Origin of the sequence: Rossellomorea vietnamensis, assembly GCF_001305855.1 — a bacterium.
GTDB classification, from domain to species: Bacteria; Bacillota; Bacilli; order Bacillales; family Bacillaceae_B; genus Rossellomorea; species Rossellomorea vietnamensis_A.
This window is the reverse complement of the sequence record NZ_LIXZ01000015.1, coordinates 15979-31630: the sequence shown is the minus strand read 5'-3', so window position 1 is coordinate 31630 and position 15652 is coordinate 15979. Positions and strand designations below refer to the sequence as shown.

The window sequence follows — 15652 nt, the reverse complement described above, 5'->3', positions numbered from 1 at the left end:
ACCAATTCATTCTACTCGTTCTTAAAAATTTTAAAGCTGAAAATTCAACTGGGGAGTACCTAAAACGATGACGAGACGTGAAATTGTCATGTTGGAGCACTGTTTTAAAGAAGTGCCCCGTTTGTTTAGGGATTCCACCACATATCGCCGCTCTATTTCAACGCGGCAGCTTATTACTCCTGAAGCACGGGGACGGTTCTCGTGCTTCTTTTTTTATGAATTGGAAGCAGGAGAACCGTCCCTCTGCTTCTACGTATTGATCTCCCTATTGACCGTACCTATGCAATATCGCTTCTTGATCGCTTTAAAAGCTGAAGAGGAAAAGAACCGGCTGAATATTTTTCTTGGCCAATTTCTTTGCTTCGATTCTGTTTAGGGTGAAGCATGGTGGGGAGCGGAACTGTCCCTCATTGAAATAGAGCAGAAGCAGCTACGTGGCTCTTCTGCTCTTTTTTTTATTCGTGCAGTACTAAATTGCGATATTATCTGATAAATAAGCAATTTTATAATACAATTAATATTCAAATCTGTTAAAAATTTTGCGGTCAGCCAAAGGGAATCAAGATAACGAAAAAAGGAGTGCTGAAATGAAAGGGTCATGTATGATCTTGGCTGCCTGTATCATCATTTTCACCTTGCTTCTGGCTATAATAGCACCTGCAGCATGGATTGGATTATTGATCGTGGGGGTTAGCTTATACCAAACTTCTCAAAGGAGAAAAGGCAGAAGGATGTTCTTAAGGAAACCAGGCTGGTTGATTACGGTCGGGGTTGTGGTCGCCATCACCGGGGGGTGTGCAGCGCCATCAGATCAAGTGGATAAAGCAGCCACCACTGAGAAGGCTGATAAAGAAGCTGATCAACCGGCAAAGGCAGAGGAAGAAAAGAAGACGGCAGAAGAGAAGAAGGCCAAGGAAGAAGAGAGACTGGCGGAAGAACAGGCGGCAAAGGAAAAAGCGGAAGCTGAGAAAGTGAAAGAGCAGCAAGAGCTTGCCGACACTTTCGGAATGGAAGAAGTACTGGTTTCCCGGGTGGTTGACGGTGATACAGTCGAATTGAAGGATGGAAGAAAAGTACGGTTCATTGGTGTCAACACTCCTGAGTCCACAACGAGAACAGAAGAGTATGGAAAAGAAGCAAGTAACTATACGACCGAGAAGTTAGAAGGCAAAACGGTCTGGCTCCAAAAAGATGTGTCCGAAACGGATCGGTACAATCGTTCCCTTCGCTTGATCTGGCTTGAAATCCCTAAGGATGACATGGATGAAGAAGAAATACGGACCAAGATGTTCAATGCCGACCTGGTATTAAACGGATATGCCGAGCCGTCCACCTACAACCCGGATGTGAAATACAGCGAGTACTTCGTGAAATTTGCCCGGGAAGCAAGGGAGAAAGGAACGGGGCTCTGGGCTTACGGTGAAAATGGCACGACTAAAGGGGATTTGGATCCAAAGGAAGAAAAGAAAACAACGACAACATCTAATTCCAGCCCCAGTGCAACAACGGAAGAACCGGCAGCTACTCAACAGCAGGAGTACTATCAAAACTGTACCGAATTGAGAAAAGTCTATCCGGATGGAGTCCCTTCCGATCATCCTGCTTATGCACCGAAGCATGACCGGGATAAAGATGACTGGGCGTGTGAGAGATAAAGAGAGAGTATGAGCTATTCCTTTCTCGAGGGGATGGCTTTTTTTCTGGTGAAAGGTAAAATATTGGAACTTAACCCCAACTCAATCGTAAATAATGTAAGGACTAATATGGGGGAGGAAAATCATGAAACAGCTATACATCAAACAAAAGGTATTCAGTTTCAGCGAGAAATTCACCGTAAAGGACCAGGATGAGAAGGACGTTTATTATGTCGAAGGGAGCTTTATGAAGGTCCCGAAGACTTTCTCCATTATGAATACAGATCGAAATGAAGTAGCCCTGATCACGAAGAAGGTGTTGAGCTTTTTGCCGACATTCTTTGTTGAGGTGAATGGTCAGGATTTGGTGACGATCAAGAAAGAATTCTCCTTTCTAAAGGCCAGGTATTCTATTGATGCGGCAGGAATTGAAGTGAATGGAAACTGGATGGATATGGACTTTCAGGTGTTACATCAGGGAAGAGTCGTAGGAGAAGTTGGGAAAGAGTGGTTCAGTTGGGGCGACAGTTACAGGGTGCAGATATTAGAGGAAGAGATGGAAACGATGATCCTGGCCCTTGTGATTGCGATTGATTGTGTGAAGGCGGATCAGGCGAATAATACGGCGACCTTTTAAAAAAGAAGCACGGGAACCGTCCCCGTGCTTCCTTCAAAGGTTAAACATCTTTCTAAATGTCTCCAACGTTTCTTCCTGTTCTTTTCTCGAACTTCTTGGAGCTGTATCTTTGAGGAATTTATCCATTAGGGCATTGTAACGGTTAAGCATCGTTATTTGCTGCAGGGCCATGTGAATATGAATATTGCGTACATTTTCAGCTTTCATTCTTAGCCCGGAGTTGAAGTTTTTGTTTGCCATGGACTCGGCAGTAGTGGCGAGTTCTTTTAGGATATTCTCCTGGCTCATGCTTGTATATTTTTGTTGACAGTTAAATTGAACAGGGTCCCATTTATGGAGGTCTTCGATACTTATCGTTTCATTTTGAACGGGATCCATAAGGGCAATCATTACTTTCACATGGTTTTGCATGATCATGTACTGTTCTGTGGCTGCTTGCTTGATCTCTGAGTCTTGAATGGTACATATATATGAAGCTAACTTATCCAATTCAGCTTTATGAACAGGCAGGTGTTCAGCCATTAAACTTAAATCAATCATCTTAAGAATCATACTGGTCATTCCTCCTCCCCTTCATATGTATTCATATGGGGTAGGATAGTGACCTAAGGAAAGGTGTAACTGTAAAAGAAGCACGGGGTTCATTCTCGTGCTTCTTTTAACTTTCAACCTTCTTCTTCGATAATACATATCTAGCATTAATGAAGAATAAAGTGCCGAAGAAAAATAAGGCGATAAGCAACCAGCTTGCGATAGCCCAGTAGTCTCCTTTTAGAAGATACCCACTTATCAAATTCACACATACCATTATAGCCATCACAACATACATGCCAACTATGTATTTCATTTTACCTCCACCTTTCTAGATCGTAGCACCAAGCTGAAAGCATGATGCTTGCTGCATCCCATACGGTCGTTCCCACTAGCTATAGACACAACTGGTTCCTCGTTTCATTCAATACTAGCAAAATACTCTTTTATGTTACCATAATATTACATAATAGACATGATAAAAAGGAGGACTAACATGTACGAATTCGATCATGAATATCTAAAAGTAGGGGAAGGAAAACAGGTCCTCGTCTTTGAAACGAGGATCGGGAATTCCTTCTATAGCTGGCTGCCATTCATTGACACCATCAAGAAAGAGTATACGATCATCCTGTACCATCGGGCTGGGTACGGGAAAAGTACAATATCCCCGCATCCCAGGACCACCGCCAATAGAACCGTCCCCATGCTTCCCCTAACCGAGAAAATAAAAACCGTTGCTTATCCACACTTCTAATCTTCTAACTAATAAAATTAGTAAAACGTTGCTTAAACGCAACGTTTTTTTTTAATGAATAAAAGACATATGGGTCTTTTTTCTATTTTTCGACCTTATTCTCAGTTGGATAATGGCACTCACGCAACACTTGTTGCGATATTGCAACATTTTATGATATGTTTTATAGTTTAAATATTGTAAAACATTAGAATAGTCAGTATTTTGTGACCTTTTTAATGTTGGCACACTTCTTGCAATAAGAATATATGAGTGGATCACTCAGAGGGAGCGAGCACATTGTTGGTGAAAGATGCGATGACTAGTACTTCTATAAAGTTTTTTGAAAACGATTACATTGAAGTTGTTGCAAATCGTTTACTTGAATCTCGGGTGAAGGGCGGGTTGGTTTATAACATTAAGGATGAGCTGGTGGGATGTTTTACAGAGAATGATCTATTAAGTGGGATGCTAAAAAAGAAAAGAGCATTATCTGACGTTCATAAAACAAAATTTCAATATCTTCATGAAATGGATGAATTAAAACATATAGCAGAAATTGATTACGATATTTGGCCGGTACTCAATAAGAACGAACATATTTCCGGATTCTTGACGAAAGATCAGTATTTGGCTTCCTTCGCCAAATTTTCTCAACTAGAAGTCAGTCGTTGGGACGCAATTTTCAAATCTGCACATAATGGCATTCTCTCGATTGATCTTGAGGGGAAAATCACATCGATTAACCCTCCTGCAGAAAAAATGGCCATGACGTCAAAAGAGAAAGCGATCGGCCAATTTTTGACGGATGTCGTTACACCAAGTGGCTTATTGAATGTAATTCGGACTGGCAAGGGGCACACAGAAAAATATCGTGTGGGACGCAGGATGTATTTAACACACAGAACACCACTTTATGATGGTGAAAACCTTACAGGGGCAGTAGGCGTCTTTCAGGATATTTCAGAGATTGAATTCGTTTCGAATGAACTTGAATCAGTCAAACAGCTCTTAAAGGAGCAGGAAACCGTACTAGAAAACTCAACCGACGGAATTTGTATAACAGATGGGGAAGGAACCATTATTAAAAGTAATCAAAGCTTTTGTTCTCTATTTAATCTTGATTCCGACACCTCCGAAACCCCTGCCTTTATTAAAAAAATTGTCCGTGAAGTGGTAGCCAAGGGCAAGCAGCACAATGTCATGGAAACAAGTATTGGCAACGATAATTCGTTAATCATTTCCGCGAATCCTATTAAAAATAGCAGCAATAAAATGATTGAGAGAATTGTCATATACGTGAAAGATATGACTGAGTTTGATGCATTGAGGACTGAGCTTGAGAAAGCAAAGTCACTGTTGGAGACCTTACACTTATCTGAGAAAACTGGTTCCTTCATAGCAGAATCTTCAGTAATGAAGAGGTTGATCGAAACCGTGGAACAGGTGGCTAAAGTTGATGTTACGGTTCTACTGACAGGAGAATCGGGAGTAGGGAAAGAAGAAATAGCCAAATTAATTCAACAGGCAAGTCCAAGGATGGAACAACCATTCATTAAAGTGAACTGCGGAGCGATACCAGAAACGCTTATGGAATCAGAGTTGTTTGGTTATGAGGGAGGAGCATTTACGGGTGCTTTAAAGAAGGGAAAAGCCGGATTGTTTGAACAAGCGAACAATGGAACGATTTTTCTCGATGAGATTGGAGAGATCCCCACCCATCTTCAAGTAAAACTATTACGGGTCCTTCAGGAAATGGAGATAACTCGGGTAGGTTCAGCAGCTCCCAAGAAGATAGATGTCCGTGTCATTGCTGCTACCAATAAAGACCTTCAGGAACTGGTTCAAGAAGGGAACTTCCGTGAAGACTTATTCTATCGGTTGAATGTCATACCGATTTCCATTCCGCCTTTGAGAAAGAGAATGGAGGATATACCACTCCTGGTCGATACGTATTCAAGAATGTTTGCTTCTAAATATGATAAGCATCTAAGGTTTTCAACGAAAGCCATACAAGTTTTAAGCAGTTACAGATGGCCGGGCAATGTAAGGGAGCTTGTCAATATACTTGAAAGATTATATGTAACAGCTACAAACTATGAAGTTAGTGAAAACGATATACTTTCGCTGTTCAATAAAGCGGATGAACAAAAAACAGCTTCTGATAAGGCTATTGTGGTGAATGAAATTTTGCCACTGAAGGAAGCGATAGAAGAGCTGGAAAGAGAGCTTATTTATAAGGTGTCTCTTACAGAAAAGTCTTACCGTGGCATAGCCCGCGTTCTTAAGGTGAATCCTTCCACAATTGTAAGGAAGGTCAAAAAATTAGAAGGGGGATCATTAAAATCATGAGAACACTACAACCTATCGTTTCCCCTGAAAGTATTGCAATTATAGGCGCATCTGAGAGGTTTCATCAGAATGCCGGACGTGTGATGGTTAATCTTCAAAAGTCAAAATTCGCTGGGGATATTTATCTTGTTAATCCCAACTATGATTCGATTTCAGGAATGACTTGTTATCCAAGTGTACTGGAGATTAAAGAAGAAATCGACTTGGCATGTATAATCGTTCCTTTTATACATACCCCAAAAATATTAAAAGAATGCGTAGAAAAACAAGTTAAAAATGTAATCATTCTAAGCTCAGGATTTTCTGAAAGCGGTACGGATGGAATCACTAGGGAAGAGGAGCTTAAAGCTATCGTAAAAGGTACAGATACAATGGTTTATGGACCGAATTCACCTGGTTTCTATCATTTTATTGGGAATTGGGGAATCTCCTTTTCACCTCGATTTGAACCTAAAAATTTTCATAAAGGGTCTGTTGGTTTGATCAGTCATGGAGGAAGCATCGGAAGGGCAGTATTGGATGCAAATGAGAAGGGTCTTGGTTTTTCCTACTGGCTTTCTCCTGGTAATGAGATGGATATAAACATGAATGACTGCTTTGAGTTTTTGATCAATGACCCTGATACAGAAACGATTCTATTAATCATTGAATCGATTTCAGAAGAGGAACGATTTTTTCGTCTCCTTCATCAAGCCTATCTTCACAGGAAGCCTGTTATCTTACTTCCTATTGGTCACTCGAAGATATCCAGGATTGCCGTTAAGCATCATCTTGGCAGAAATAATGATTATGCCATTCCATGGGAAATGGTCAATCATCCAGGGTTAATCAAGGCGGAGAGTATTGACGAAGTGGTAGCGATTTCCTGGCTTTTCGATTCATATAAGAAAGCGAAGGGTGTGCGAACCGTCATTTTCTCATGGGCGGGTGCTACTTCGATTTATTTAGCGGACTTATGCGATAAATATGATATTGAACTTACTCCTCTATCTGATGATCTACAGCAACAAATGATTCGCATTACCGGAATTCAGAAATCCTTTATGAATCCTTTAGATGTAACCACCATTGTTTATGACGATCTATCCAAGTTGACTTCCTGTTTGGAAGTACTTCATGAATCAGGAGATTATGACAATATCATCGTGCCGTTTCCGTTCCAAGTAGACTATCAAAATGAAATTTTATCAGGACAAATCCGAACGTTGATGAGAGAGAGTAATTGCATTTTTCTACCTATATTTATGTCTCAGGGATACAACGATGAGTTGGCCATAGACACTCTGAAAGAGACCAAGAAGCCATATTTCTTCCATGAAAGCACAGCCATTAAATCTTTTGCTGCTTATGTGAACTATTCGGAATCTCAAAAACAAGGGGAGGAACAAAATGAAGAAACGATTAAGTCTGGATGATGCGCTGCTTCACATTCAAAGTGGGGACACATTGTTGGTCGGAGGTTTTGGCCTTTCAGGGACACCGCTGACACTTATAGATGAACTGGTGAATTCAAATAAAGACAATTTAACCATCATCAGTAATAACCTGGGGGAGGAAGGGCGTGGCCTCGGGAAACTTTTGATTGCCGGAAAGCTCAAAAAGGCAAAAGGATCCTACTTTACTACCAACCGGGATGCAGTCAAAGCCTGGTCAAAGGGTGAATTGGAAATTGAGCTCATTCCTCAGGGGACGTTAGCGGAAGCGATTCGCTGCGGCGGAGCCGGAATCGGTGGTTTCTATACAAAAACAGGTGTAGGGACGAAACTGGCTGAAGGAAAAGAAGAAAAAGTGATTGATGGTGAGCCCTACATTTTTGAAAAAGCAATCAAAGGAGATGTAGCGATTATCAAGGCACTGAAGGCTGATACGCTTGGGAATTTAGTTTATGACAAGACAGCAAGAAATTTTAATCCAGTGATGGCAACTGCTGCTAAGGTTGTGATTGCTGAGGTGGACGAGATTGTGGAAGCTGGGTCATTTGCTCCCGAAGAGGTCGTTACACCACATTTATACGTCGACTACATCGTTCAAAACCGATACGTGAAGGAAGGGGGAAGATACGTTGAGTCAGTATGAAAGAATCACTATTGCTAAGAGGGTAGCTCAAGAATTAAACGAAGATGAAATCGTTAATTTAGGAGTCGGCATACCCACTCTCATTCCGGATTATCTAGGAGAGAAAAAAGTATACCTCCAATCAGAAAATGGATTACTTGGTATGGGACCTACTCCAACTGGTGAGGACGTGGATATGGATTTGATCAGCGCCAGTAAAAAACCCGTTTCCATGGATATCGGTTCTTCCTTATTTGACAGCTCTGATTCCTTCTTGATGATACGGGGAGGGCATATTGATACAGCAGTCCTTGGTGCTTTACAGGTTGATCAAACCGGAGAGGTTGCCAATTGGGCCGTACCAGGTGAAACCATCCTTGGAGTCGGGGGAGCAATGGATTTAGTTGCAGGTGCTAAGCGTATGATCATTGCTTCTATGCATTTGTCCAAAAATGGTAGTCCTAAACTTGTGAAAAAGCTTTCTTATCCAAGTAGCGGGGTGAGAAAAGCGGACATGGTCGTAACGGAGCATGCGGTATTCAAGTTCTTGGAAGAAAAGATGTACTTGGTTGAAATCCTCTCGGACATTTCTGTTGAAGGGCTGCGAGAAATAACAGACGCACCATTCTATTTAGTAGAAAAAACAAAAATAAAATCAAATTAAGGGGGACGTAATGATGAAAAAATATTTAATCGTATTGGTAGCCTTTTTATTAATGACATTAGCGGCATGTTCTTCAGATGAAGCTGGAAGCACTAAAAAAGAGAGTGCTGATGGGCCACCTAAAGACATGGCGTTCGGCTCAGCAACAGTGGGCGGTTTCTGGTACACATTATCCGGTTCAATGGGAGAAAAAATGAGTGAAGTATTCCCTGATTCATCTGTAACAGTGGTCGAGGGCGGATCTGTTTCCAACCTATTGGGGCTAAGTCAAGGTACGTTTGCTCTTGGATTCAGTAATGGTCAGACGGTTCCAGAAGCTTTAAAAGGAGAAAATGCTTTTAAAGAAAAAGTGGATAATGTCAGCACGGTGGCGACTCTCTATCCGAATGTGTTCCATATCGTGGTTCGCGCTGATTCAGATATCAAATCAGTAAAGGATTTAAAAGGAAAGAAAGTAAGCCCGGGGATTAAGGGATATAGTGGAGAACTTGCGTTTCAGGATATTTTAAAGCTTAATGATATGTCTTACGATGACCTTGGCGGAATTGAGTATATTGGTACGGCTGACGGAGCAGACCTTCTTCGTGACGGTCATATTGATGCAATCGTAGGAATGGTAGCAGCACCGGTCTCCACTTTCCAAGAGCTTGATACGACACTTGGAATTCGTTTAATTCCTTTGGATGATGAAACGATTAAAGGATTGCATGATAAGAATGAAGGTTATTTGGAATATACCGTTGAAGGCGGAACGTATTCCAATGTGAAGGAAGATGTTAATACGGTTGCAGGTTATACGGTTCTATTAGTGAACGATGACCTAATGGATGAAGATACAGTTTATAAGCTTACGAAAATGATGGTAGAAGAGAAAGATACGTGGACAACATTGTCACCGATTATGAAAGACTTTGATGCAGAGTATTCAGTTAAGAACAATGTAGGCAAGCTGCATCCTGGAGCGGAGAAATATTATAAGGAAGTTGGCGCTCTTGAGTAAGCAGTAATCACATTATATCCATGAAAAAGAAGGTGAAAGTATGACTAAAAAGGATTCGTCAACAGAAATAGAAGCATCGGAAATTGTAACCCAATATGATGAAGATGGAAACCTTAACAGTAAGCTGCGCTCTTTAAAGGGTGCAGCTGCAAGAATCATTTCGATTGTTGCTGTCCTTATGTCTTTGTTCCATTTATACACGGCATTCTTTGGTGTTTTTGAGTCGATACTCCAGCGGTCTGCCCATCTGGCATTTGCTCTGATTCTTACATTTGCGATTTATAAGCCATCCAAAAAAGCAGTGAAAAATGAGAGCATTCCCTGGTACGACTGGCTGTTTATGATTTTGTCGATTGCCTGTTATTCCTATTATGTGATGAACGCACAGGTGATCTCATCACGGATGAGTTATATTGAACCGCTCAGCATGCTTGAAATCACGATTGGGATCGTATCAGGGTTATTGCTAATCGAAGCGACCCGCCGTGTGATAGGTAATACGCTGGTACTGATTATTTTCATTTGTTTGGTATACGGGATATTTGGACATCTCATCACCGGTGAACTCTCCCACCGTGAATTTACCGCCATGTGGATCGTGGATCACCTATTCTATACAGTGACTGGCATTTTTAGTGTCCCTCTTGGAGTATCAGCCACTTTTATCTTCCTTTTTATTCTTTTTGGGAAGTTTCTGGAGGTTTCCGGAGCAGGACAATTCTTCATTGATTTATCAGTTGCAGGTATGGGGAAGTATCGAGGTGGCCCTGCTAAAACGGCCATTGTGGCTAGTTCCATCTTAGGAACCATTTCAGGAAGTGCTGTAGCCAACACGGTGACAACGGGTGCCTTCACGATTCCATTAATGAAGAAAACGGGATATAAAAGTCATTTTGCAGCTGCTGTGGAAGCGGTTTCTTCTACAGGAGGACAGATCATGCCTCCGATCATGGGAGCTTCCGCTTTCATCATTGCTTCATATTTAGGGGTTCCTTATATGGATATAGCAGTGGCTGCCATTATACCAGCAGTTCTTTATTACTGCTGCTTATACTTTCAAGTTGATTTACGAGCGAAGCGACTGGGACTGAATGGCTTAAAGAAGGAAGATCTGCCAAAGGTTTCAACCGTATTAAAGACGGGATTTATGTTCTTTGTACCGTTAGTCGTGATCGTCGTGATGTTGGCATCAGGTACTTCTCCTATGCGAGCCGGATTATTTTCAATCGGCGTGACGATCGTCGTGGCAGCTTTTAAAAAGTCTACAAGACTATCATTCTCAAAAATGTATAAAGCTCTCGATTTAGGGGCAAGGGCTGCCGTTGAAACCGCCGTTGCATGTGCTGCGTCAGGTTTTATTATCGGGATTATCGGCTTGACTGGAATTGGGCTGAAATTCAGTGGGATGATCATTGATATCTCAGGTGGGATTTTAATTGTGACTCTTATTTTCACTATGATTACGAGCATTATCCTGGGGATGGGACTTCCGACGGTTGCAGCTTACATCGTTCAAGTACCTCTTACCATTCCAGCGTTGATTGCACTGGGTGTATCACCGCTTGCTGCCCATATGTTCGTGTTTTACTTTGCTGCTCTTTCAGCAATCACACCACCAGTGGCGCTGGCTGCGTTTGCTGCAGCTGGCCTTTCGGGTTCGGATCCGATGAAAACAGGAATGACAGCTGTAAGACTGGGGCTTGCCGCCTTCATCGTTCCGTATATGTTTGTTTATGGAGAGACATTGCTCCTTGTAGGGGATGCTCCTCATATTATTCTATCAGTGATTACATCCATTATTGGCATCATAGGGGTTGCTTGTGCGGCAGAAGGATGGCTTTTGAGGAATGCGCTTTGGTATGAGAGGATCATCCTATTTATTGGCGCAATCCTAATGATCAATCCGGGGATTGTAACGGACCTCATTGGGTTCGCCATTCTGGCACTAGTATTCTTCTATCAAAAATTCAATCCTAAAAGCACGTCTGTTGAACATACAATATCCAGCTAAGGAGGCTTTCATGTGCAAAATATTACAGTGGTAGGATCGGGTGTAATGGGCAAGGGAATTGCGTATACCTGTGCGGTTTCAGGTTTTAATGTTTACTTGAATGATATTAACGAAGAAATCCTCGAAAAAGCAAAGAAAGATATCTATAGCCTATTGGAAGGCAGCTTCCAAAAAGGATTTATTTCTGAAGACCAATATGGGAAGGCGAAGGACCGTCTTCTTTTTGAAACGGATTTAGAAACTGCTGCAACTAACGCAGACCTCGTCATAGAGGCAGTGCTTGAAAAAATGGAATTAAAGATTGACATTTTTAAAAGGTTAGATCGCATCTCCTCCGAAGAAACCATTCTAGCAACTAATACATCAACCATGAGTCCGACAGAAATTGGGGCACAGACGTCACGTCCCGATAAAGTGGTGGCTATGCACTTCTTTAACCCGGTTCATAAAATGAAGCTGATTGAAGTGATCCGTGGCTTGGAAACGTCAGATGAAACAGTAAGGCTTGTGAAAGAAGTCGGTGAGAGACTGAAGAAAGAAACGGTCGAAGTAAATGAATTGCCCGGGTTTGTCACTTCCAGAATGAATTGCCTAATTGGAAATGAGGCTATGAATATGCTGATGGAGGGAGTGGCATCGGCTGAAGATATTGATAAAGCATTGAAGCTGGGACTCAATCATCCGATGGGGCCACTTGAGTTGGCAGACTTAGTAGGTTTGGATACCCGGCTAAGGAATATGGAGTACTTGCATCAGACACTTGGAGAAAAATACAGACCTAGTCCTCTCTTACTTAAATACGTAAAGGCGGGGCGATTTGGGAAGAAGAGTGGAAGTGGCTTTTATCAATATACTTAAGGGAGATGAGAGCGTGCATCAATATGAAAATCTGCTTGTTCAAATCGAGCAGGGTGCGATGTGGCTGACGATTAACCGCCCGGAATTCCGAAATGCCCTAAACCTCGAAACCCTTCAAGAGATGGAGGATGCTTTCGGATGGGCAGAGGCAAGCGATGAAATAAAGGTCATCGTGGTGAAAGGGGCAGGGAAAAAATCATTTGCTGCAGGAGCAGATATTAAGCAACTTCAACAAAAAAAAATGCTGGATGCCCTGATACCGGGAATGCAGGGACTATATAAAAAAATACAACAAAGCAGCAAAGTGACGATCGCGGCCATTGAGGGCTATGCGTTGGGCGGAGGTTGTGAGCTTGCTTTAGCCTGTGATATACGGGTTGCAACGAACAACGCTAAATTCGGGTTGCCAGAACTAAACCTTGGCATTATTCCAGGAGCAGGCGGAACACAGAACCTATCCAGGATCATTGGCAAGGGCAGGGCGCTTGATATGATTCTCACCGGAAAAATCATTAATGGGGAAGAAGCAGAAAGAATTGGACTGGCAACCTATCTCGCTCCTGAGAATGAATTGGATGAGAAAGTGGAAGAGGTGGCATCTCAGATTTATAAAAAAGGTCCGGTTGCTATCAAATTGGCAAAGCTAGTCGTTCATAAAGGCTTTGATATCGACCTCGAAACAGCGATGCTGATGGAGAAGCTTTCACAAGCGGTAGCATTTGGTACAGAGGATAAACATGAGGGCACATCAGCATTCTTGGAAAAGCGAGCAGCGGAATTTACTAATCAATAAGGGAGAGGTATAAATGGACTTTAATTTTTCAGAAGATATAAAATTTTTAAGAGATAATGTACGGAAGTTTGTGAAAGAAGTGGCAGAACCTTTGGCGATGGAAATTGAAGAGAAGGATATGATACCGGAAAAACTGGTTGAAATGTCGAAGGAAATGGGACTCTTCGGTTTGAGTATCCCTGAAGAATACGGTGGACTGGGACTCGATATGGTGGGGAAATGCGCCATATATGAGGAACTTGGTAAAACACATAATGGCTATACAACCCTGATCGGGGCTCATACGGGGATTGGATCTGTAGGAATCGTCGAGTTAGGGACAGAAGCACAAAAGCAGAAATACTTGCCTAAAATGGCCACTGGAGAATGGATTGGCGCATTTGCTTTAACCGAACCAAGTGCGGGCTCCAATGCAGCAGCGTTGAAAACGACTGCGGTCAGAAAAGGAGATAAGTACATTCTGAACGGTTCCAAGCATTATATTACCAACGCAGTTGATGGACATGTATTTACCGTAATGGCCGTTACAGATCGTGCCAAAGGAGCGAAGGGGATTACTTCCTTTATCGTAGAAAAGGATTTCCCAGGCTTCGTTTTAGGAAAGGTTGAACAGAAAATGGGGTTGAAGGGATCTCATTCAGCTGAGCTTTTCTTTGAAAATATGGAGGTTCCTGCAGAAAATGTCCTTGGGGCAGAAGGACAGGGCTATATCAATGCTTTGAAAATCCTGGCGAATGGTCGCGCCGGACTTGCGGCAAGAAATCTTGGTTCTTGTGTCAAGCTTCTTGAACATTGCCTGCACTATACACAGGAACGGGAACAGTTCGGCAAACCGATCATCGAGGTACAAGCCGTTCAGCATATGCTTGCAGAAATAAGTATGCAGATCGAGGTTCTTAGATCGATGACATATCGTGTTGCCTGGATGACCGATCAAAAGATGAGGGTAGTGAAAGAAGCGGCCATAGCGAAACTATTCGCTTCGGAAGTATATAACAAGGTGGCGGATTTAGCGGTACAAATCCATGGCGGAATCGGATATATGAGCGATTACCCAATTGAGCGTTACTATCGTGATGCGAGAATTACAAAAATTTATGAAGGAACGTCTGAAATTCAGCGCAATATCATCGCGAATGAGCTGAAACGCGAATCCTCATACGTGGGGGTGTAAGGAATGAATCAGCCATATATTATTGAATCAGTACGGACGGCGATTGGAAGAATGGGAGGAACGATTAAAGGTGTTCCCGTAGACCATCTTGCCGAGAAAGTCATTAGGGAAGTATTGAATAGAAGCCAAGCGGAAGTGGGAGTAGATGAAGTCATTCTAGGTCAGGCCAAGCAAAGCGCAGATACCTCAAATCTTGCCCGTCTCGCTGCATTACGGGCGGAGCTCCCGATTGAGGTAACCGGCTATACCGTTCATAGACAGTGCGGGTCGGGACTTCAAGCCATTAATAATGCGGATATGCAAATCAGGCTTGGTTATTCGGATGTAGTGATAGCCGGGGGAGCCGAAAGCATGAGTACAGCCCCATACTATATTCGAAATGCACGTTATGGATTCCAAGTCGGTAATTCGCAGGTACTGGATCCGAATACGGAAAGTCAACCGTGCTCCCAGCCAATCGAAAAGTATGGCAACCTGACGATGGGTCTGACAGCAGAAAACCTTGCTGACAAATATAGCATCAGCAGGTCCGAACAAGATGAGTTTTCCCTTAGAAGCCAGGAACTTGCTCAGTCTGCCATCGAATCCGGACGATTTGAAAAGGAAATTGTTCCTGTTGAATATAAGGAAAAAAGAAACACTCTTCAATTTAGTACAGACGAACATCCCCGGAGCACGACCATAGAAAAACTCTCAAAGCTGAAGGCGGTCTTTAAGGAAAACGGCACCGTGACTGCCGGTAATGCGAGTGGAAGGAATGATGGTGCGTCAGCGGTTCTAATGATGAATGAAGAGAAAGTGAATGAATATGGGATAAAGCCGAAAGCCAAAATCATCGCCCAGGCGGTGAGCGGAGTATCTCCAGAGATTATGGGAATCGGACCAGTGACGTCTACATTTAAGGCTTTAAAGCAATGCGGACTATCCGTCAATGATATGGGTCTCATTGAGCTGAATGAAGCGTTTGCCGCCCAGGCGCTGTCAGTGATCCGTGAATCGGGGATGGATATCAACAAAGTGAATGTCAATGGAGGGGCCATTGCGTTGGGTCATCCAATTGGAGCGACTGGAGCGATCTTGATGACGAAGCTTCTTCACGAAATGGAACGCAGGGGTGAAAAATACGGTTTAGTCACGCTTTGTATTGGTGGTGGTCAGGGAATCTCGACTATTATTGAGAATCTTCAAGTCTAAGAGATGACGTGGC

Annotated in this window: 15 protein-coding genes; 14 read left to right on the top strand and 1 reads right to left on the bottom strand. The window is 42.6% G+C overall.

Features of this window, described 5'->3' with window-relative positions:
• Nucleotides 1-67: 67 nt before the first annotated feature.
• The 3 genes from AM506_RS23175 to AM506_RS16305 all read left to right on the top strand — a co-directional run bounded on the left by AM506_RS23175 (nucleotide 68) and on the right by AM506_RS16305 (nucleotide 2271).
• Nucleotides 68-376 (top strand): hypothetical protein, encoded by a 309-nt coding sequence (locus AM506_RS23175; RefSeq protein ID WP_060673544.1) that lies wholly within the window; start codon nucleotides 68-70, stop codon nucleotides 374-376.
• Nucleotides 377-587: 211 nt separating this feature from the next.
• A complete protein-coding gene (locus AM506_RS16310; protein ID WP_060673543.1) occupies nucleotides 588-1655 on the top strand; it encodes a thermonuclease family protein in 1068 nt (355 codons plus the stop codon).
• 124 nt (nucleotides 1656-1779) lie between these two features.
• Nucleotides 1780-2271, top strand: coding sequence for an LURP-one-related/scramblase family protein (locus tag AM506_RS16305; RefSeq protein ID WP_060673542.1), 492 nt, complete (start codon nucleotides 1780-1782; stop codon nucleotides 2269-2271).
• Nucleotides 2272-2304: 33 nt separating this feature from the next.
• Here the strand turns inward: AM506_RS16305 and AM506_RS16300 are convergent, their stop codons facing one another.
• Nucleotides 2305-2823, bottom strand: coding sequence for a hypothetical protein (locus AM506_RS16300; protein WP_060673541.1), 519 nt, complete (start codon nucleotides 2821-2823; stop codon nucleotides 2305-2307).
• Between the two features lie 475 nt (nucleotides 2824-3298).
• Between AM506_RS16300 and AM506_RS16290 the strand changes: the two genes are divergently transcribed.
• The 11 genes from AM506_RS16290 to AM506_RS16240 all read left to right on the top strand — a co-directional run bounded on the left by AM506_RS16290 (nucleotide 3299) and on the right by AM506_RS16240 (nucleotide 15639).
• Entirely contained in the window at nucleotides 3299-3559 is a 261-nt protein-coding gene (locus tag AM506_RS16290; protein ID WP_060673539.1) for an alpha/beta fold hydrolase, read from the top strand.
• Nucleotides 3560-3838: 279 nt separating this feature from the next.
• Nucleotides 3839-5890 carry a sigma 54-interacting transcriptional regulator gene (locus AM506_RS16285; RefSeq protein WP_200908462.1) on the top strand — a complete coding sequence of 684 codons (2052 nt, stop codon included), beginning with the start codon at nucleotides 3839-3841 and terminating at the stop codon, nucleotides 5888-5890.
• The gene (locus tag AM506_RS16280; RefSeq protein WP_060673538.1) at nucleotides 5887-7305 is read left to right on the top strand and encodes a CoA-binding protein; all 1419 of its coding nucleotides are present in this window, start codon (nucleotides 5887-5889) and stop codon (nucleotides 7303-7305) included. Before AM506_RS16285 ends, AM506_RS16280 begins: the two co-directional genes overlap by 4 nt.
• Nucleotides 7280-7966 carry a CoA transferase subunit A gene (locus tag AM506_RS16275; protein ID WP_060673537.1) on the top strand — a complete coding sequence of 229 codons (687 nt, stop codon included), beginning with the start codon at nucleotides 7280-7282 and terminating at the stop codon, nucleotides 7964-7966. The genes AM506_RS16280 and AM506_RS16275 overlap by 26 nt, the downstream gene beginning before the upstream one ends.
• The gene (locus tag AM506_RS16270; RefSeq protein WP_060673536.1) at nucleotides 7953-8609 is read left to right on the top strand and encodes a 3-oxoacid CoA-transferase subunit B; all 657 of its coding nucleotides are present in this window, start codon (nucleotides 7953-7955) and stop codon (nucleotides 8607-8609) included. The genes AM506_RS16275 and AM506_RS16270 overlap by 14 nt, the downstream gene beginning before the upstream one ends.
• 13 nt (nucleotides 8610-8622) lie before the next feature.
• On the top strand, nucleotides 8623-9609 hold the full coding sequence (locus AM506_RS16265) for a TAXI family TRAP transporter solute-binding subunit (protein ID WP_060673535.1): 987 nt from the start codon (nucleotides 8623-8625) through the stop codon (nucleotides 9607-9609).
• Between the two features lie 40 nt (nucleotides 9610-9649).
• Nucleotides 9650-11620, top strand: coding sequence for a TRAP transporter permease (locus AM506_RS16260; protein WP_060673534.1), 1971 nt, complete (start codon nucleotides 9650-9652; stop codon nucleotides 11618-11620).
• Nucleotides 11621-11632: 12 nt separating this feature from the next.
• Complete coding sequence (locus tag AM506_RS16255; RefSeq protein WP_060673533.1) at nucleotides 11633-12478, top strand: 3-hydroxyacyl-CoA dehydrogenase; 846 nt, start codon at nucleotides 11633-11635, stop codon at nucleotides 12476-12478.
• Nucleotides 12479-12491: 13 nt separating this feature from the next.
• Nucleotides 12492-13271, top strand: coding sequence for an enoyl-CoA hydratase/isomerase family protein (locus AM506_RS16250; RefSeq protein WP_082386407.1), 780 nt, complete (start codon nucleotides 12492-12494; stop codon nucleotides 13269-13271).
• 13 nt (nucleotides 13272-13284) lie between these two features.
• The gene (locus AM506_RS16245; protein WP_060673532.1) at nucleotides 13285-14445 is read left to right on the top strand and encodes an acyl-CoA dehydrogenase family protein; all 1161 of its coding nucleotides are present in this window, start codon (nucleotides 13285-13287) and stop codon (nucleotides 14443-14445) included.
• A gap of 3 nt (nucleotides 14446-14448) precedes the next feature.
• The gene (locus AM506_RS16240; RefSeq protein ID WP_060673531.1) at nucleotides 14449-15639 is read left to right on the top strand and encodes a thiolase family protein; all 1191 of its coding nucleotides are present in this window, start codon (nucleotides 14449-14451) and stop codon (nucleotides 15637-15639) included.
• Nucleotides 15640-15652: the final 13 nt, after the last annotated feature.